The sequence below is a fragment of the Streptomyces sp. SPB074 genome (assembly GCF_000154905.1).
Lineage (GTDB): Bacteria > Actinomycetota > Actinomycetes > Streptomycetales > Streptomycetaceae > Streptomyces.
On record NZ_GG770539.1, the window covers coordinates 3,099,642 to 3,118,845 of the forward strand.

The following is a 19,204-nucleotide window of genomic DNA, read 5'->3' on the forward strand; positions in this document are numbered from 1 at the left end:
CGGCAAGACGACGGTCGCCGCCGCGCTCGCGCTCGCCCTCGCGACCGAGGGCAGGCGCACGCTCCTTGTCGAGGTCGAGGGCAGACAGGGCATCGCCCAGGTCTTCGACACCGAGCCGCTGCCGTACGGCGAGCACAAGATCGCGGTCGCGCCCGGGGGCGGCGAGGTCTTCGCGCTCGCGATCGATCCCGAGCTGGCGCTCCTCGACTACCTCCAGATGTTCTACCGGCTCGGCAGCGCGGGCCGCGCCCTCAAGAAGATGGGCGCGATCGACTTCGCGACCACCGTGGCGCCCGGCGTCCGGGACGTCCTCCTCACCGGCAAGGCCGCCGAGGCCGTCCGCCGCAAGGACACACACGGGCGGCACGTGTACGACCACGTCGTGATGGACGCCCCGCCCACCGGGCGCATCACCCGCTTCCTCGGCGTCAACGACGAGGTCGCCGGGCTCGCCCGGATCGGCCCCGTCCACCACCAGGCCCAGTCCGTCATGCACCTGCTCAAGTCCCCGAGCACCGCCGTGCACCTCGTCACGCTCCTGGAGGAGATGCCGGTGCAGGAGACGACGGACGGGATCGCCGAACTGCGCGGCGCGGGGCTCCCGGTGGGCCGCGTCCTCGTCAACATGGTGCGTCCGGCGCCGCTGGCCCCCGAGGCCCTCGCCCGGGATGTCCCGCGCGCCGCCCTCGAAGCGGCGCTCACCGCCGCCGGGCTCCCGCGCGCGGGCGCGCTCGCGGGCCCGCTCCTCGCGCTCGGCGAGGAGTACGGGGAGCGCCACGCGCTGGAGAGCGCGCAGCGCGCCCGCCTCGCCGCGCTCGGCCGTCCCGTCCACGAACTGCCCCTCGCCCCCGACGGCATGGACCTCGCCGCCGTCTACCGCATGGCGAAGGACCTGCGCGGCCGGGGCGTCACGGAGGAGACCCCGAGGAGGAGCCCGTGAGCCTCGACCCCGCGCCCGCGCTGGAGACCGACCCGCTCATCGACGATCCCGCGACCCGCATCCTGGTGTGCTGCGGCTCGGGCGGCGTCGGCAAGACGACGACCGCCGCCGCGCTCGGGCTGCGCGCCGCCGAGCGGGGCCGCAAGGTCGTCGTCCTGACGATCGACCCGGCCCGGCGCCTCGCGCAGTCCATGGGCATCGACGCGCTCGACAACACCCCGCGCCGCGTGCCGGGCACGCGGGGCGAGGGCGAACTGCACGCCATGATGCTCGACATGAAGCGCACCTTCGACGAGATCGTGGAGGCGCACGCCGAGCCCGCCCGGGCGCGCGCGATCCTGGAGAACCCCTTCTACCAGTCGCTCTCGGCCGGTTTCGCCGGTACGCAGGAGTACATGGCGATGGAGAAGCTCGGCCAGCTCAGGGCCGGCGAGAAGTGGGACCTCATCGTCGTGGACACGCCTCCGTCCCGCTCGGCGCTCGACTTCCTCGACGCCCCGAAGAACCTCGGCTCCTTCCTCGACGGGAAGTTCCTGCGCGTCCTCATGGCCCCCGCGAAGGCGGGCGGGCGCGCGGGCATGAAGTTCCTCAACGCCGGGATGTCGCTCATGACCGGCACGCTCGGCAAGCTCCTCGGCGGCCAGTTCCTCTCCGACGTGCAGACCTTCGTCGCCGCGATGGACACGATGTTCGGCGGTTTCCGCGCCCGCGCCGACGCCACCTATCAGCTCCTCCAGGCCCCGGGCACGGCCTTCCTCGTCGTCGCCGCGCCGGAACGCGACGCGCTGCGCGAGGCCGCCTACTTCGTCCGCAGGCTCGCCGACGACGGGATGCCGCTCGCCGGTCTCGTCCTCAACCGCGTGCACGGCGGCGGCCCCGCCGCGCTCACCGCGGAGCGCGCGCTGAGCGCGGCGGAAAATCTTGAGGACCCCGGCATTGTGGATCAGCCGGACGGGAAAGCTGGACTGCGTAACCCCCGGAACACGACCGGTGACGCTCTCGACTCCCCCGAGGCCGAAGCCGGTTCGCGGGACACAACCGAAGAACCGAGCCGTACGCCCCGAGCCGCCCACACCGGCTCGGCGGCCCCCGGGTCCGGTCCCTCGCCCCAGGCCGCAGCCCTCGCCGCCGGGCTGCTGCGCCTGCACGCCGAACGCGCCCGCCGGCACGCCCGCGAGGCACGCACCAGGGACCGCTTCACCGCGCTCCACCCCGAGGTCCCCGTCGCGGAAGTCCCCGCGCTCGCGGGCGACGTCCACGACCTCACCGGCCTGCGCACGGTCGCCGCGCGCCTGGCGGGCGAGAACCCGGCGACCGGGGACTGAGAACGGGCGTACGGCCGCACCGTGCCCGCCTCACCCACGCACGCGCGACCGCCGCCACCCGCACCCGCACCCGCACCCGCGCCACCGGGCAGGCCCGGCACCTCACCCGGACCCGCCCCCACGTACAGCCCCCCGCGACCTGTACGCGTACCCGTCCCGCCATCCCGCCGCCGACGACCCGGACCAGCCGACCACCGCAGACAGCGAGACCAACCAGCCGACCGCCGACGAAGGAGACGCGCTCCAGCCGACCCGGCTGCCTAGCCCACCGCCGCGTACCGCCGCTCGCCCGGGCCCGCCGCGTACCGCCGCTCGTCCGGAGCCGCCGCGTACCGCCGGTCCCCCGGGTCCACCACGTACGGCCGGTCCCCCGGTCCCGCCGTGACGGTCCCCGTCTCCTCCGGCTCCATCTCCTCGAAGTCCAGCTCGTCGGTCCCCGTACCGAGCGGCCCGCAGGACCGCTCGTACTCGCTGCGCGCCGTCTCCAGGAGGCGGCGCCAGGACTCGACCAGGGGGCGCCTGCGCAACAGCGCGCGCCTCTCCCGTTCGGTCATCCCTCCCCAGACGCCGAACTCGACGCGGTTGTCGAGCGCGTCCGCCAGGCACTCCGTGCGCACCGGGCATCCCGTGCACACCGCCTTGGCCCTGTTCTGCGCTGCCCCTTGTACGAACAGTTCATCCGGATCAGTAGTGCGGCAGGCTGCCTGCGCACTCCAGTCGGTAACCCAGCCCATGCCGGCGCCGTCCTCTCCCGAATCGAGGCTCCCCCACGGCGGCAGCGGCATATTCACCGCCGCCAGTGCAGGACGTTACGGAAGGTGGGCACAGCGCAACACCCCCTTCGGGCCCAATCTTGGATGGCCCGAACGGACTATGCGCATCCGGCAGATCACCCAACGGAGTGAGCGAACGACATACGTCCCTTTACGTACGTACGGGACAGTTCGCCCCCCCCGGAAGGGGCAAGGGAGGACGTACGGGGCGGAATCCGGCAGGACGAGCGGGGGTGGGGTGGGCGCACCCCGTCCACCCGGCCAGGAGAAAGGGCCGTCGTGACAGTCGGGAAGAGCTTAGGCCAAGGGATGTGCCCGTGTCCGGGGAATCAGACCGTAGGGTGCCCCCATGGCAAAGAAGCGCGCGGGCGGTGGACTCTCCCCGGTTCAGCTGGCCGCCAGGTTCCTCGGAGTCAGTGTCCTCGCGGGCGGGGTGCTCGCGGGCATCGCCCTGCCGGGCGTGGGGGCACTGGGGCTCGCCACCAAGGGGACGGTGAAGGAGTTCGACGAGATCCCCGCCGATCTCAAGCGACCGCCGCTCACCCAGCGCAGCAAGATCCTCGACGCCAAGGGCGGTGAGATCGCCACCGTCTACTACCGCGACCGCACCGTCGTGGACGCGAAGGACATGTCGCCGTACGTCCAGAAGGCGCTCGTCGCGATCGAGGACTCGCGGTTCTACGAGCACGGCGCGATCGACCTCAAGGGCGTGCTGCGCGCCGTCAACCAGAACGCGCAGAGCGGCGGCGTGGCCCAGGGCGCCTCGACCCTGACCCAGCAGTACGTGAAGAACGTCTTCATCGAGGAGGCCGGCGACGACCCCGACAAGGTCGCGCAGGCCACGCAGCAGACGATGGGCCGCAAGATCCAGGAACTGAAGTACGCGATCCAGATCGAGAAGGAACTGGGCAAGAAGAAGATCCTGGAGAACTACCTCAACATCACCTTCTTCGGCCAGGGCGCCTACGGGGTCGAGGCCGCGTCCCAGCGCTACTTCTCCAAGCACGCCAAGGACCTGACCGTCGAGCAGGCCGCGCTGCTGGCGGGCATCGTGCAGTCGCCGAGCCGCTACGACCCGATCAACGACCCGAAGGAAGCGACGGACCGCCGCAACACGGTGCTGCGCCGCATGTCCGAGACGCACGCCATCACCCCGGCGGAGGCCAAGGAGGCCCAGGCCAAGCCGCTCGGCCTCAAGGTCACCCCGCAGCGCTCCGGCTGCATCACCGCCTCGCGCGGCGCGGGCTTCTTCTGCGACTACGTCGAGCACGTCTTCCTCAACGACCCGGCCTTCGGCAAGACGAAGGGCGCCCGGCTCGCGCTGTGGAAGCGCGGCGGCCTCACGATCCAGACGACGCTCGACCCGCAGGCCCAGAACTCCCTCCAGGGCTCGCTGAGCAAGCACGTCTACACGACCGACCGCGTCACCGCCGCCGGCACCCTCGTGGAGCCCGGCACGGGCAAGATCCTCGCGATGGGCCAGGCGTCCCCGTACGGCACGGACGACAAGAAGCACCAGACGACGATCAACTACAACGTCAACCACGACATGGGCGGCTCGAACTTCGGCTTCCAGACCGGTTCGACCTTCAAGCCCTTCGTCGCGGCGGCGGCCATCGAGCAGGGCGTCGCGCCGACGAAGGAGTACCCCTCGCCGTACGAGATGGACTACCCGAGCCCGGTGACGACGTGCCAGGGCACGTACACCAACGAGAAGAACGAGACGGTGCACAACGAGAACGAGTCCGAGAAGGGCCCGTACGTGATGAAGGAGGCGATGGCGAAGTCCATCAACACCTACTTCGTCTCGCTCATCTCCGAGGTCGGCGTCTGCCCCGTGACGAAGATGACCGACAAGCTGCACGTCGTCCTCGGCAACGGCAACAAGCTCCCGCAGCTCCCCGCCATCGCGCTCGGCGCCTCCGAGCTCTCCCCGCTCACCCTCTCCTCCGCGTACGCGGCCTTCGCCTCGCGCGGCGTCTACTGCACCCCGGTCGCGATCAACTCCGTGACCGGCATGAACGGCAAGCCGCTCCCGGTGCCGAAGTCGCAGTGCCAGCGCGCGATGTCCGAGAAGACGGCCGACACCATCACGACGCTCCTCAACGGCGTGATCGACTCCGGTACGGGTAAGGAGGCCGGTCTCGGCGACCGTCCGAGCGCGGGCAAGACGGGTACGACGGACGAACGGAAGAACGCCTGGTTCGCCGGCTACACGCCGAACCTCGCCGCCGCCGTCTGGGTCGGAAGCGCCACGCAGAAGGTCAAGATGCACAACGTCACGATCGGCGGCGTCTTCCAGGAGTACGTGTACGGCGGTCAGGTTCCCGGACCGATCTGGCGCGACGCGATGGCCGGCGCGCTCGCGGGCAAGCCCACGAAGAGCTTCCACCTGATCGACATCCCCGACCCCAAGAAGAAGGACAAGAAGAAGCCGGGGGACGAGGGCAAGCCCAGGGACGACCAGGGCGACGACGACGGCGACGGCGGGGGCGACGACAAGCCGGACTTCGGCGGCTTCCCCTTCGGCGACGGGAACGACGGCGGCGGAGCCGCGAAGCCGGGCCACGGCAACGGCCGCGGGAACGGCGGCAGGTCCGGCTGATCCGGCGACGAGGCGGCGCGCCCCGGGGCGGAGTGTTCCGGGCGGTCCGGGCGCGGAGGTGTTTCGGAATGCCTGGCGCGGAGGTGTCCCGCCCGCCGGGTGCTGAGCCGCCTCGGCCGCACGGAGCGGCGGCGGTACGGGAATGGCCCCGCCCGGGTGTGATCCGGGCGGGGCCGTTCCGTGCCTGGGGGCGCTCAGCCCGCGGCGAGCGCCTTCTTCACCGCGGCGGCCACGCGACCGCCCTCGGCGAGGCCCTTGACCTTCGGGCCGACGAGCTTCATGACCTGCCCCATCGCCTTCGGCCCCTCGGCCCCGTTGGCGCGCGCCTCGGCGACCGCCCAGGCGACGATCCCGTCCAGCTCGGCGTCGTCGAGCTGCTTGGGCAGGTAGTGCGCGAGCACCTCGCCCTCGGCCTTCTCGCGCTCGGCCTGCTCGGTGCGGCCCGCCTGCGCGAAGGCGTCGGCGGCCTCGCGGCGCTTCTTCGCCTCCTTGCCGAGCACCTGGAGCACCTCCTCGTCGGAGAGCTCGCGGGCCGTCGTACCGGAGACCTCTTCCTTGCTGATCGCGGTGAGCGTCAGCCGGAGCGTCGCGGAACGCAGCTCGTCACGCGCCTTGATGGCGGTCTGGAGGTCGTCGCGCAGAGTGGACTTGAGGGTGGTCATGAGGCCAGTGTCTCAGGTGGGCACGGGAAGCCCGCCGGATTTTTCGTCCGCCCCGCGTCTGACACGATGAGGCCATGCGCGCGCGAGTGAAGGTACCCCTGGGCATCACGGCGGGAATCGGGGCGACGGCGGTGGCCGGCCTCGTCTACGCGGCCGGTTTCGAGGTGAGGTCGTTCCGGCTCCGCCGGGTCACGATCCCGTGCCTGCCCGAGGGGATGCGCCCGCTGCGCGTCCTCCAGGTCTCCGACATCCACATGGTGTGCGGCCAGCGGAAGAAGCGCCGCTGGCTCCAGTCCCTCGCGGGGCTGCGCCCGGACTTCGTGATCAACACGGGCGACAACCTCTCGGACACGGAGGGTGTCCCCGAGGTCCTGGACGCGCTCGGGCCGCTCATGGAGTTCCCGGGGGCGTACGTGTTCGGCTCGAACGACTACTACGGCCCCCGGCTGCGCAACCCCGGCCGCTACCTCCTGGAGAAGGCACGCGGAGCGCACGGCCTCAACGGCAACGCGCCCGCCGAGAACGTCGTGCACAACCCGTGGGAGGAGCTGCGGGACGGCTTCGACGCGGCGGGCTGGCTCAACCTGACCAACAGCCGCGGCACCCTGAAGACCGAGGGCGTCCGCATCGGCCTGACCGGCATCGACGACCCGCACATCAAGCGGGACCGCTACGCCGAGGTCGCGGGCGGCCCGGACCCGGACGCGGACGTCTCCTTCGGCATCGTGCACGCCCCCTACCTGCGCGCCCTGGACGCCTTCACGGCGGACGGCTACCCGCTGATCCTGGCCGGTCACACCCACGGCGGCCAGCTGTGCGTCCCCTTCTACGGCGCCCTGGTCACCAACTGCGACCTCGACACCGGCCGCGTCAAGGGCCTGTCCACCCACACGAGCGCCGGCCACACCGCCCACCTGCACGTCTCCGCGGGCTGCGGCACCAACCGCTACACCCCCGTCCGCTTCGCCTGCCCCCCCGAGGCCACACTCCTCACCCTGACCCCCGCCCCCTGAGAACCGGATTTCGCACTGGGCCGGTAGTCGGCTAAAGTATCGGTTGTCGCCACGACGAAATCACCACCGAGTGACCAGTCACCGCGACACCGGGGTGTGGCGCAGCTTGGCAGCGCGCTTCGTTCGGGACGAAGAGGTCGTGGGTTCAAATCCCGCCACCCCGACAGCCGAGGCAATCAGTCTGAGGGCCGCCTGCTCATGGAGCGGGCGGTCCTCGGGCGTTTTCCGGTGTTCGCGTCGCCACCGGCCGCAGGGCTCCCCGGGGTCGGGGGGCGGGGTCTAGGTCGTCAGGGCCCTCGCCGTCCGTTCCAGGTTCTGGAGGAGCGTCTTGAGGGTGTCGAGGTCCTTCGGGGGAAGAGGTCGTCGGGGCCTCCGGGGGCCAGGTCGGTGAAGGCGTCCTCGTACAGGTCTCCGAGGTGGAGGACTCCGCGCCGGGCGATCGTGTCGGTGATCAGTGTGAGGAAGTCGAGTTGCCGGGGGCCGAGGTCCCTGCCCGCGCGGAAGCCTTCGAATGCCTTCTCGGCCGCCTTCCGGTCCATCCCGCAGAGGCCGCGCACGAAGAGTCCCAGGCCCCCGGCCGCGCGCACCGCGTCCAGGTCGTCCGCCGACGCGATCGCCTCCGCGAGGAAGGTCTGCTCCAGCCCGTCGAGGTCCGCCCGCGTGAGCTGTTCGTTGTGCCGCAGCTTGCGCACCGCCGGCTGGTCCTCGTGGCGGAGCAGGTAGGTGCGCGCCTTCCGCCGGAAACGCTGTTCGTCCGTTCCCTGCGGCATTCCGACGAGTTCGGTCTCGCTGATCTCGCCGAGCTCGTCCGTGAAGTCCGTGTAGACGACGTTCCGCCTGGTCCTGGCGTCGGTGAGGCGCGCGAGAGGGCGGAACGCCCGTCTCATGCCCTCCAGCGGGGGCCGGGTCACGTCCTGCCACCACTCCTCGCCCGCCACCGCCTCCAGGAGCCCGGCCTGCTCGGCGACCGCCGGGATGCTGGTCTTCGTCAGCAGGTCGGAGGCGAGGTCCTGGACCTTCGCGCGCAGCGCCGCGAACTCCGGGCGTCCCTCCAGCCCGGCCAGCTGGAGGCGGTAGGACAGCAGGTCGAAGTGCTTGGCCTCCTCCCCCGTCTCCTCGCTCGCCGGGTGGTGGTCGCTCGGAAGTCCCAGCAGGTGGTCCCGGAGCGCGCCGTCCGCCTCGTCGTCCACGCGGTGCCAGCCGCCGAAGTCGGCGAAGCGCTCGATCTCCCTGCGGTGGGGGCGGACGAGGACGTTGTCCGGGTTCATCCCGGTGACGGTCCTGTGCAGCCTGCGGGCCAGCGTCCAGCGGATCTCGGCCTCGGTGCGGTACGCGTCGAGGCCGGTGTCACGTGCCGGGTCGGGTTGCTGCCTCTTGTCGAGGCACCGGATCAGGTCGAGCTGGCGGTGCCTGAGCTGTTCGGTGAGGGTGGTGGCCCTGCGCCCCTCGGAATGCTCCAGCCGGCTGTTGAAGAAGTCGATGTTGCCGCAGAAGTCGAAGACGAAGAAGTCCTGCTTGTCGTGGGCGGGGTTGTCCGGTCCGGGCCCGTAGAGGCCGGGGCGCAGGCGTGTCCCGCGGCCGATCATCTGCCAGAACTTGGTCCTGGAGAAGACCGGTTTGGCGAAGACCAGGTTGACCACCTCGGGCACGTCGATGCCGGTGTCGAGCATGTCGACCGAGATGGCGATGTCGGGAGCGCGCGGCGGGTTCCTCGGGTCGGCGAAGGCATCGAGGAGCGTGTGGGCGTACGTCTCCTTGTACGTGATGACGCGCGCCGTGTGGCCGCCGTCCCGCGGGTAGTTGGCGTTGTAGCGCTCCTCGATGTAGCGGGCGTGGGCGTGGTTCTTGGCGAAGATGATCGTCTTGCCGATCCGGTCGCCGCCCTCGACGCGGTGCCCGCGCGTCATCAGCGTCTGGAGCATCTTGTCGACGGTGTCCTCGTTGAAGAGGTACGTGTTCATGTCGTGGCGGCCCACGGCGTCGGGGATCTCCCCGTCCTCCGTCCACTCCTTGGCGTCCCACTCGGCCTTCTCCTCCTCGGAGAGGTCGGCGTAGCGGATGCCGTGCTCCATGAACCTCAGCGGCACCTTCACCGCCTTGGGCAGGACGAGGTAGCCCTCGCCCGCGGCTTCGTCCAGGCCGTAGGAGTCGGTCGGGACGCCGTCCTCCAGGGCGAACAGCCGGTAGGTGTTGTGGTCGATCTCGTCCTTGGGGGTGGCCGTGAGGCCGAGCAGCAGGGAGTCGAAGTAGCGGAACAGCTCGCCGTACTTCGCGTAGACGGAGCGGTGGGCCTCGTCGATGACGAGGAGGTCGAAGTGCCCCGGCCCGTAGCGGCGACGGCCGTCGCCGTCGATGACGTCGATCTGCCTCAGCATCGTCTGGTACGTGGACAGGTAGACGCGGGCCGTCGCCGTCTTGTCGTCCAGGAGGCTCGCCACCGGGGTGTTGGGCAGGTTCTCCTTGAACGCCTTCATCGCCTGCGTCACCAGCGCCTGCCTGTCGGCGAGGAAGAGCACGCGCCGGGCCCAGCCGGCCTTCATGAGCTGGTCCACGAGCGCGACGGTCGTACGGGTCTTGCCCGTGCCGGTCGCCATCACGAGGAGCGCCTGCCGGCTCCGGTCCTGCTCGAAGGTCTCGCCCACGCGCTGGATCGCGCGGAGCTGGTACGGGCGTCCGGCGATCTTCCGATCGATGCGCGTCGAGGCCAGCGAGAGGCGTCCGGCCCGCTGCCGGATGTGCCAGAGCAGCTGGTCCTTGGTGAAGAAGCCCCGCACCTGGCGGGGCGGGTAGCCGAGGCCGTCGTCCCAGAGGTACGTCTCGTAGCCGTTGGTGCAGAAGATCACCGGCCGGCGGTTGAACCGCGCTTCGAGGGCGTCGGCGTAGAGCTTCGCCTGCTGCTGTCCCTCGCGGGCGTCGCGCCGGGTGCGCTTGGCCTCGACGAGGGCCAGCGGCCTGCCGTCGTCACCCCACAGGACGTAGTCGACGTACCCCTTGCCGCTCTTCGCCGGCATACCGGAGGCTATGGGGTACTCCGTGTCCCGGCCGGGAGTGGTGAGGTCCCAGCCGGCTTCCTTGAGGAGCAGGTCGGTGAAGGCGTCGCGAGTCGTCTTCTCGTCGTAGTCGTGGGTGTCGCCGACGGCCTGGTTGGCGGCCTTCGCCGCGGCGATCCCGGCCCTGAGTTCTTCGAGGCGGCGGGTGAGTTCCGCGCTCTGCGCGCGTTCGGCGGCGAGTTGCCGCGCCTGCTCCCTGAAACGGGTCTCGTCCTCGGCCTCCTTGGCCTTGAGTTCGGCCTGTTTCAGCGCGCGGGCGTGCGGGGAGAGGGGGCGCGGCACGATGCCGGTGTCGAACTCCAGGGCGGCGGGCGGCAGCGCGGCGGGGTCGCGCGCGCAGGTGCGGGCGAACCAGTACAGGCAGTGGAACAGTTCCTTGACGCACGTCTCGGCCACGTTCCCGGGGACGGGCGCGGCCCCTGTGCACCGCGTCGTTGCCGTGCCGGCGGACGAGGTCCATCTTCGTGCGGACCGCCGGGCCCACGAGCCGCTGGAAGCCCGGGGTGTGCAGCATCGCCGCGAGGTCGTTCCGGTACGGCGGGACGAGGCCGGGGTCCTTGTCGTACATCCAGCGGGCCGTGATCTCGATGGCGCGGCGGGCGTAGAAGCAGGCGGTGCGGGGATCGTGGTGGATCAGCCGCTCGGCGCGGACGGCCTCGTCCAGGAGGGCGGGCCATTCGGCTTGGAGGAAGGCGAAGTTGCCGAGGGAGGGGCCTGCGCCGGTGAGTCCGGTGTCCCCGCCGGTGTCCCCGGCGGGGCCGGCGGTGGCCGGTCCCCCGCGCGGGCCCTGTCCGTGCCGCTGTTCGTTCCCCCCGCGCGGTTCTCCCTGTGCCGGTGAAGGGCGGGACGGCCTACGCCGTTTCGCCGCTGGCCTCATGGTCCCCGAGCGAGCCGGAAAACGCACGGTGTCGCAGGGAGGTGAAGAGTTCGTCCAGGGCGGCGAGGTGGCCGCGGTGCGCCCGGCGCGACGCGTCGATGCTCCGTACGCGCGCGCAGAACTCGGCGCGCAGCCCCTCGGGCGGGATTCCGCACCGGATACCCAGGACCTTCGGCTGCGAGATGTTCTTCATGGAGCCGCTCGTTCCCGAGGCGCGCTCCCGGATGCGGCGCCGGAACTCCTTCTGGCGGAACAGGTGCCGTACGTACAGGGGATGGCCGTCCTGTCCGTCGTGCCACACGAAACGCCACAGCTTGTCGGGGAGGGCGAGCGCTCCGGTGAACTCCTCCACGAGGGCGACGGCACCGATCAGGTCTTCCGTGTTGGCCCGGCTGAACAACAGGTCGCCCTCGCGGACGAGATGGGCCGGAGGGACGGTGTAGTCCTCCGGAACCGGTTTGCTCTCGGACCCCCGGAACTCTCCGGAGGTCACCGCGCTCACCTTGAGCACCCGCTTCTCGGCCCCTTCGTCGCTCCCCGGAGCGATGCTCTTCCCGCTCTCGAATCCGGCGACGAGATCCGCCACCGTCCCGGCGGGCCACTGGCGCGGATTGGCCGCCGGGTCGCCGAACATGTCCAGGAAGACGGACTGGGCGAGGGAATCGAGGAGGGTGGTGGCCTCGCGGCGTTTGGCGCGGAGCGCGTCCACGTGGTCGAGGAGGGCGGCGATGCGTTGCTGCTCCGCCAGGGGCGGTTTCACCACCGGGAAGTTCTTGAGGAACTTGAAGTGCCGGGCATACCCGGCGTCCGGGATGTCGAGCGACGCGAGGAACTGGTAGAGGTATCGCGGGTCGAAGCCTTCCCGCGCGGCCAGGATCTTCACGCCGTCGGCGCCCGGGGCGAACGGGAAATCGACGTACTTGAAGCGTCGCGTGTGATCACCGAACACGATGACCGGCACCTCGTTCGGCTGCGCGAGCCCCGGGTCGTCCACGTATCCGGCCACGAGGCCGCGCCCCTGGTCCACGACCGGCAGCGCACCCGCGTCGCGAAGACGCGACTTCGGGATCTTCGTCGCCGCCGCGGAGACGTCCCGCAGGGCCTCCTCGAAACGGACCTCGGGCCACCTCACGTCGCCAGCATCCCCTTCAGTTCCGCCGTGCCCTTCGCGATCTCCTCGTTCAGCCGCTCCAGGTCCGCCAGGATCTCCCCGGGCCTCCGCGTCACGGTCTCCTCGTGGACGACCTCCTTGTAGCGGTTCAGGGAGAGGTCGTAACCCTGGGCCGCGATCTCCGACTTGGGGACGCAGAAGCTCTGTTCGGTGCGGGCGCGGTCGCGTTCCGTGCCCTCGCGCTCCGCCCAGCGGGCCAGGACGTCCGGGAGGTTGTTCTTCGCGTGCTCCTCCGGCGTCAGCGGGTCGCCCTGGGGGCGGACGCCGAGGCGGTCGGCGGGGAGGAGGTCGTTGCGCTTGTCGTCGAGGCTCAGGCCGTCCGCCCGCACGTCGTAGAACCAGACGTGGTCCGTGCCGCCGGAGTCGGTCCGCTGGAAGAGGAGGATCGCCGTCGAGACGCCCGCGTACGGCTTGAAGACGCCGCTCGGGAGCTTGACGACCGCCTGGAGCTGCTGGTCCTCCACCAGGACGCGGCGGAGTTCCCTGTGGGCCTTCGTGGCGCCGAAGAGGACCCCGTCCGGGACGATCACGGCGGCGCGGCCGCCGGATTTCAGGAGGCGCAGGAAGAGCGCCAGGAAGAGGAGTTCCGTCTTCTTCGTCCTGGCGATGCGCTGGAGGTCGGCCGCCGTGGAGTCGTGGTCGAGGCTTCCGGCGAAGGGGGGGTTGGCGAGGATCAGCGAGTACCGCTCGGCCTCGCCCGCCGCGCTCTCGCCGAGGGAGTCGCGGTAGCGGATGTCCGGGTTCTCGACCCCGTGCAGCAGCATGTTCATCGAGCCGATGCGCAGCATGGTGGTGTCGAAGTCGAACCCGTGGAACATCTTTTCGTTGAAGTGCCCGCGGTGTTCCGCTTCGAGCAGGTCCTCCCGGTGGACGCGCCGCAGGTACGAGGCGGCCTGCACCAGGAAACCCGCCGTGCCGCACGCCGGGTCGCAGATCACGTCGCGCGGGCCCGGCCGGGTCATCTCGACCATGAGGTCGATGATGTGGCGCGGGGTGCGGAACTGGCCGTTCTGGCCGGACGTGGCGATCTTCGCGAGCATGTACTCGTAGATGTCGCCCTTGGTGTCGCTGGCGTCCATCGAGATGCCGTCGAGCAGATCGACCACCTTCGCCAGGAGGCCGGGGCCCGGAATCGTGAACCGGGCGTCCTTCATGTGGTGGGCGTACGTCGAGGCGTCGCCGCCCATCCGGCGCAGGTACGGGAAGAGGCCGTCGGCCACGATCCCGTACATGATCTCGGGGTCCTTGACCTTGAAGTTCTGCCAGCGCAGGTCCTGTTGCCCCGCCGTGAAGAATGGGGACGGATCGGGCGTGCCGGTGGCCCTCGCCTTGCGGTCCTTGCGGGTCTGGATCTCGTCGAGCCGCTTGACGAAGAGCAGGTAGGTGATCTGCTCCATCACTTCCAGCGGGTTGGCGATGCCACCGGACCAGAACGCGTTCCAGACGCGGTCCACCTTGCTCTTCAGCTCGCCGGTAATCACCCCGCGATCCTACGGCCCCGCTCCCGCCCGGCGGAGCGGACGGCCGAGCCCCACCGGCACCGGCTCGACCCTCCGTGACCGGGCCGGCACGATCAGGAGCGGCGAGCGAGGCGCGGGGCGTGCGGGTGCGCGGGACCGCCTCCCAGCGGGCGTGGGGACGGGCCCGCGTCAGCGCGCGTGGGGGCAAGGAGGAGGGGGTGTCCGACGAGCCGGGGGGCTGCCCGTCCTCCGTCACGGCGCCGAACCGGACCCTCCCGGCCCGCTCGCCCACGCGCGGCGCCCCCGGGCTTCTCGCCGTCGCTTCGCCCGTGCTCTAGTGTGGTCGTCCGCGTGCGCCGGGTGACGGAGACGTGGCGGCCGGGTGCCGGGCAGGTCGAGAGCGGAGGCGGGGCTGGCGTGGAAACGGAGTTCGTCGACCGGGTCGAGCCCATGGAGGAGCTCCGTTCGCTCGTGCGCGCGCTGGGCGAGGGGCGGGGCGGGGCGCTGCTCGTGGAGGGGGCCTCCGGGATGGGGAAGACCTCGCTGCTCGGGAACTTCGTCCGGCGGGCCGCCGAGGACGCCGACGCGGCCGGGCGGTGCAGGCTCGTGCTCGCGCGGTGCCACCCCGGCATCGGCCCGGGGCTGCTGTACGGGCCGGTCATCGACATCCTGCACGAGTTGCACACGCCCCCGCCGCCCCCGGGCATCTTCCGCCGGATGCTGGGCGGCGCGGCGCGCGGCGCGGGCAGCTCGGTGCCCGAACTGCTCTCCTCGCTCGTGCCGGGGCTCGGCGCCGTGTTCACGATCGGCCGCGAGGTCACCGAGGCCGCGCTCAACTCCGGTTCCATGCCGTCCGATTCGCTGCTTCCCTTCCAACAGGGCCTCGCCGCGCAGATCGTGGACGCGCTGCTGTCGCTCGCCACCGCGGGGCCGCCCGTCGTCCTCGTCATCGATGACGTGCAGCACATCGACGCGAGCAGCCTGCTCGTGCTCGACCGGCTGCTCCGGCTGCTCCCGGGAGCGCCGATCGGCCTCGTGCTCAGTCACGCGAGCGACGAGGCGCAGGACGCGGCCGGGGACAGCGCGGAGGAACTGCTGCGCCGCTGGGAGAGCGAGTCGCTCATCCGCTCGTACGCGCTCGACGGTCTCCCCGAGGACGCCGTCGCCGAACTCGTCCGCGGCCGTTATCCCGACGCGCCCCCGGGCCTGCCCGCCGCGCTCAGCCGACTCACGGCCGGGTATCCCGTTTTCGTGCAGCTGTGCCTGGACGAGTGGCTGCCGGAGGACGGGGAGCGGCTCGCGCTGCCGGAGAGCGTGGAGCGGGTCGTGGAGCACCGGATGCGGCGGCTCGGGGCGGAGGACCAGGCGCTCCTGGAGGCGGCGGCCACGCAGGGGCCCGTCTTCCTCTCGCGGCCCGCGGCCGAGACCGTCGGCGCCTCGCACGAGGACGTCACCGCACGGCTGCGGCGCATCGCGAAGGACCACCGGCTCATCGTGCGGGCGGAGCCCGCCGACTGGGCCGCGCGGGAGCCCTCGGACGCGTACGCCTTCCCGCACCAGGCCCTGTGGCAGGTGCTCTACCGGCGGCAGACGCCGCAGCAGCGCCGGATGCGGCACGCGCGAATCGCCCGTTCCCTGGCGGACGAGGCGTTCGCGCCGGGCGGCGGGCACGAGCTGGGGCGGCGCCTGGAGATCGCCAGGCATCTGGAGGAGGGTGGTCCCGAGTGCCTGGCCGACGCGGCGCGGGCGCACTACGCGCTGGCCCGCTCGGCGGCGATCGACGGGCTGTCGTTCGCGGAGGCGGAACGGCACTGCGAGAAGGCGATCCAGGCCGCGCGGGCGCTGCCCGGGGCCGCGCCGGGCCGTGACGCGCTCCTCGTCCGGGCCATCGAGCTGCTGCTGTCGCTCACCGAGGTGCGCTGGCGCGGGCAGCACACGGGCGGCGGCGGGCCCGGGATCGACGCCCTCGCCGCCGAGGCGGAGGGGGCCGCCGCGCGGCTCGGGGAGCCGCACCTCCTGGCCCGTACGACACTCCTGCGCGGCAAGACGCTCATGGCGACCCAGGGGCTGCTGCCCGGGCTCGACAAACTGCGGGCCGCCGTCGAGATAGCCGGGCAGCAGGACGATCCCGTCGCGCTGTTCGTCGCGAAGGTCGAGTACGGGCGCCAGGCGTCCAAGCGCGACCTCGCGGAGGGAACGCGCCAGTTGGAGGAAGCGGAGGAGCTGTACGCGTCCGAGCCGAGGCTCGGCGGCGGCCAGGACCCCGTGCTCCAGCACGCCCGCAACCTCAACGAGATGCAACTCGGCATCGGCCACTACGACATGGGCCGGCTCGGCCAGGCCCTGAACCGTCTCGTCCGCTGCGTGGAACGACTGCGCACGGAACCGCTCAACGCCGAACTGCCGATAGCGCTCAACTACTTGGCGCAGGTGCGGATGGGCGTCGGGCAGTACGGGCAGGCCGAGGCGGCTCTCGTGGAGGCGCGGGCGCACGAGGCGGAGCGGGGCGGCGAGAGCGGCTGGCACGCCTACAACACCGCGCTGCTCGCCCGGTGCGCGGTCCGCGACCCGGAACGGCGGGGCGAGGCCCTGACGCTCGCGGAGGACGCGTGGCTGGAGACGGAGGCGACGTGGCTGATCAACCTGGTGCCGATCGTGCGGAACCTGTACGCGGAGGTGCTGCTGGAGACGGCCTCGCACGGCACCGGCACCGGCGGGCCCGGCTCCCGGGCGCCCGGCTCCTCCGCCGCGGACCGTACGGCCGCCGGGGCCCTGGACCACGCGCTGCGGCTCGCGACCGACACCGTGGTGGAGACGCGGCGCACGGGGATGGTCCGCAGCGAGATCGCCGCGCTCTCGCTGAGCGCCCGGGTCCATCTCGTCCGGGGCGAGCTCGGGCCCGCCGCCGAATTCGCCCGGCGGTCCGTCGAACTCCTGCGCCGCACGGGCGACATGCCGGCGCTGCGCAGCGAGGAGGTACTCCTGCACGCGGCGCGCGCCCTGCACGCCGCCGGGCCGGGGAGCGCGAGTCCCGAGGAGGTCGCGGAACTGCTCGGGGAGGCGCGGGCCAAGGTCATGGCGAAGGCCGACAGCCTGGCGGACCCCGCCCTGCGGCACTCCTTCCTCACCGAAGTGGCACTGAACCGGGCCGTCGTCAACGGCCGGCTGGAGGATGACTGACGCGTGAGGGAATACGCCATGGGAACGCCCGCCGGGGTGTCGTCCGGGGCCGGGACGGCCGGGATGATGACGATCACCAAGGAGTTCCACTTCTCGGCGGGCCACGTCCTCGACAAGCTGCCCTCCTGGCACAAGTGCGCCCGTCCGCACGGCCACAACTACGTGGTGGTGATGGAGCTCTCGGCGCACCCGGACGAGCTGACCGAGGCCGGGTTCGTACGGGACTACGCCGATCTCGACGCGTTCAAGACGTGGCTCGACGAGACGCTCGACCACCGGCACCTCAATGACGTCATGGACGTCTCGCCCTCCGCGGAGAACCTGGCGCTGTGGGTGTTCAGCCGCTGGGCCGAGCGGTACCCGGAGCTGGTCGCCGTCTGGGTCTCGGAGACGCCGAGGACGTGGGCGATCTACCGCGTGGAGTCGCGGGAGCGGCGGACGGGTGGGGACGCGGAGCGGGCGTAGCGGCGGGTTCGGCGGCCGTCGCGGCGCGGGCTCGGCGGGTGGGGGCATGGGGCGGGCGCGGCGTGCGGGGGCGCCGCGTACCCGGGGCCGGCGGGGTGCTGCGCGGATCTGGCTCGCGGATGCGGGAATCGGCAGGTGGGTACGGGGGCGTGCGCGTAGCCTCCCGCCATGACGTTTCCGCCGCCCCGCGCCCTCGCTCCCGCCGAGCGGACGGTCTCCTCGCGCCGCGCGCCCGGCGGCGGTCCCGCCGTGCGGGCCTCGTACGACACCGTCGCGGAGGACGACGCGGAGCTGGTCGGGCAGGGGATGGAGCCCGAAGCCACCTGGGAGCGCGCGGTGTTGAGGGCGTTCGCCGAATCCGTGGCGCCCGGCGGGCGGGTCGGGGACCTGGGGTGCGGGACGGGCCGGACGGCGGGGCGTCTGCGGGGGCTCGGGGTGTCCGTGCTGGGTGTCGATCTCTCGCCGCAGATGCTGCGGGTCGCGGCCCGCGACCACCGCGAAGTCCCCTTCCGCACGGGCGACATGACCCGGCTGCCGCTCGCCCCGGGCGCGCTCGCCGGGGCGCTCGCCTGGTACTCGACGGTCCACTCCCCCGACGAGCAGGTGGAGGCGATGGCGGCGGAGTTCGCGCGGGTCCTCGCGCCCGGCGGGGTGCTGTGCGTCGCGTTCAAGGTGGGCGCCGACGGCTCGGCCCCGGCGGGGTGGCTGCGGCACGCGTACGGCCACGAGGTGCGGCTGCCCGTCTACCGGCGCCCGGTGGACGCGCTGTGCGCGCTCCTCGGCCGGCACGGGCTCACCGAGACCGCGCGGGTGGTGCGCGGCCCGGACGGCGGGGAACCGTCCCCCCAGGGGTTCGTGCTGCTGCGACGCGGCGCCCGGGTGGCAGGATCGGCGTCATGAGCGACACGGAGCGGAAGCGGCCGGAACTGACGGTGGTGCGCGGGGACCTCACCCGCCAGGAGGTGGACGCGCTGGTGAACGCGGCGAACTCCTCGCTCCAGGGCGGCGGGGGCGTGGACGGGGCCCTGCACCGCGCCGCGGGACCCGCGCTCGCCCTCGCCGGGCGGGATGTCGCGCCGTGCCGCCCCGGGGACGCGAAGGCGACCCCGGCGTTCCGCCTGTCGCCGCCGGTCCGGCACATCATCCACACGGTGGGCCCCGTCCGGCACGGCGGCGGCGACGGCGAGCGCGAGACACTGGCCTCCTGCTACCGCCGCTGCCTGGAGGTCGCGGACGGCCTCGGCGACGTGACGAGCATGGCCTTCCCGTCCATCTCGACGGGCATCTACGGCTTCCCGGCCGACGAGGCCGCGACGATCGCGGTCCACACCCTGCGCACCACCCCGACCCGGGTCACGGCCATCCGGCTCGTGGGCTTCGACGCGCGCGGCTACGAGGCGCTGCGCGCGGCGGTGGCACAGGGCTGAGCGACGGGGACGGGGCTCGGGAGACCGGGGACCGGGGCGCTCCGCGCGGGAGGCGCCGGGCGGCACGGCGGGCGTACGGCGGGCGGGTTGGTGGCCGGGGAGGACGGGGGCGGCGTGCCGCACGCGCCGCACGGCTGGAGGCGCCGCGCCGGGGGCGGACGGAACAGCGCGTGCTCTGCACCGCCTCGCACGGGCTCGGGCCGCCCGGGACGGCCGGGCAACATGGGCTCGCGCGACCCGGCACGGCCGCCTACGG

12 protein-coding genes, 1 tRNA gene and 2 pseudogenes are annotated in these 19,204 nt (G+C 72.2%); 9 read left to right on the top strand and 6 right to left on the bottom strand.

All coding sequences use genetic code 11. The annotated features are described in order from the left end of the window. Together SSBG_RS12695 and SSBG_RS12700 are read left to right on the top strand one after the other, a co-directional pair. The coding region (locus SSBG_RS12695) for an ArsA-related P-loop ATPase (RefSeq protein WP_008746538.1) at positions 1-940 on the top strand (940 nt) is incomplete at its 5' end. Then, positions 937-2,265 (top strand): ArsA family ATPase, encoded by a 1,329-nt coding sequence (locus SSBG_RS12700; protein WP_008746539.1) that lies wholly within the window; start codon positions 937-939, stop codon positions 2,263-2,265. The genes SSBG_RS12695 and SSBG_RS12700, both read left to right, overlap by 4 nt. 422 nt (positions 2,266-2,687) lie before the next feature. Here the strand turns inward: SSBG_RS12700 and SSBG_RS34590 are convergent. Continuing rightward, positions 2,688-2,999: pseudogene (locus SSBG_RS34590) on the bottom strand (WhiB family transcriptional regulator); the annotation flags it as partial. A gap of 388 nt (positions 3,000-3,387) precedes the next feature. Here SSBG_RS34590 and SSBG_RS12710 point away from each other — a divergent pair. Further along, on the top strand, positions 3,388-5,643 hold the full coding sequence (locus SSBG_RS12710; RefSeq protein WP_008746541.1) for a transglycosylase domain-containing protein: 2,256 nt from the start codon (positions 3,388-3,390) through the stop codon (positions 5,641-5,643). Positions 5,644-5,837: 194 nt separating this feature from the next. Here the strand turns inward: SSBG_RS12710 and SSBG_RS12715 are convergent, their stop codons facing one another. Next, positions 5,838-6,305, bottom strand: a complete 468-nt coding sequence (locus SSBG_RS12715) for a GatB/YqeY domain-containing protein (RefSeq protein ID WP_008746542.1) — start codon at positions 6,303-6,305, stop codon at positions 5,838-5,840. 74 nt (positions 6,306-6,379) lie between these two features. On the opposite strand from SSBG_RS12715, the gene SSBG_RS12720 reads away from it, so the two are divergent. Beyond that, positions 6,380-7,318 carry a metallophosphoesterase gene (locus SSBG_RS12720; protein ID WP_037869631.1) on the top strand — a complete coding sequence of 313 codons (939 nt, stop codon included), beginning with the start codon at positions 6,380-6,382 and terminating at the stop codon, positions 7,316-7,318. Between the two features lie 90 nt (positions 7,319-7,408). Beyond that, positions 7,409-7,482 (top strand) — tRNA-Pro (locus SSBG_RS12725). Positions 7,483-7,605: 123 nt separating this feature from the next. Here the strand turns inward: SSBG_RS12725 and SSBG_RS12730 are convergent. From SSBG_RS12730 to SSBG_RS12740, 4 genes and pseudogenes are all read right to left on the bottom strand, one after another. Continuing rightward, positions 7,606-10,764 (bottom strand): DEAD/DEAH box helicase family protein, encoded by a 3,159-nt coding sequence (locus SSBG_RS12730; protein WP_008746544.1) that lies wholly within the window; start codon positions 10,762-10,764, stop codon positions 7,606-7,608. A gap of 25 nt (positions 10,765-10,789) precedes the next feature. Continuing rightward, positions 10,790-11,245, bottom strand: a pseudogene (locus tag SSBG_RS34595) (DUF4145 domain-containing protein); the annotation flags it as partial. Then, positions 11,220-12,377, bottom strand: a complete 1,158-nt coding sequence (locus tag SSBG_RS30220; protein ID WP_008746546.1) for a restriction endonuclease subunit S — start codon at positions 12,375-12,377, stop codon at positions 11,220-11,222. The pseudogene SSBG_RS34595 and the gene SSBG_RS30220, both read right to left, overlap by 26 nt. Further along, positions 12,374-13,897 (bottom strand): type I restriction-modification system subunit M, encoded by a 1,524-nt coding sequence (locus SSBG_RS12740; protein ID WP_008746547.1) that lies wholly within the window; start codon positions 13,895-13,897, stop codon positions 12,374-12,376. Before SSBG_RS12740 ends, SSBG_RS30220 begins: the two co-directional genes overlap by 4 nt. Positions 13,898-14,293: 396 nt before the next feature. On the opposite strand from SSBG_RS12740, the gene SSBG_RS12745 reads away from it, so the two are divergent. From SSBG_RS12745 to SSBG_RS12760, 4 genes are all read left to right on the top strand, one after another. Beyond that, positions 14,294-17,056, top strand: a complete 2,763-nt coding sequence (locus tag SSBG_RS12745; protein WP_106429432.1) for an AAA family ATPase — start codon at positions 14,294-14,296, stop codon at positions 17,054-17,056. Positions 17,057-17,119: 63 nt separating this feature from the next. Then, entirely contained in the window at positions 17,120-17,521 is a 402-nt protein-coding gene (locus tag SSBG_RS12750; RefSeq protein WP_050776895.1) for a 6-pyruvoyl trahydropterin synthase family protein, read from the top strand. A gap of 168 nt (positions 17,522-17,689) precedes the next feature. Continuing rightward, positions 17,690-18,421, top strand: a complete 732-nt coding sequence (locus SSBG_RS12755; protein WP_078491290.1) for a class I SAM-dependent DNA methyltransferase — start codon at positions 17,690-17,692, stop codon at positions 18,419-18,421. Beyond that, positions 18,418-18,948: a macro domain-containing protein gene (locus tag SSBG_RS12760; RefSeq protein ID WP_008746551.1), complete on the top strand. Its 531-nt coding sequence runs from the start codon at positions 18,418-18,420 to the stop codon at positions 18,946-18,948. The genes SSBG_RS12755 and SSBG_RS12760 overlap by 4 nt, the downstream gene beginning before the upstream one ends. The last annotated feature ends 256 nt before the right edge of the window (positions 18,949-19,204 follow it).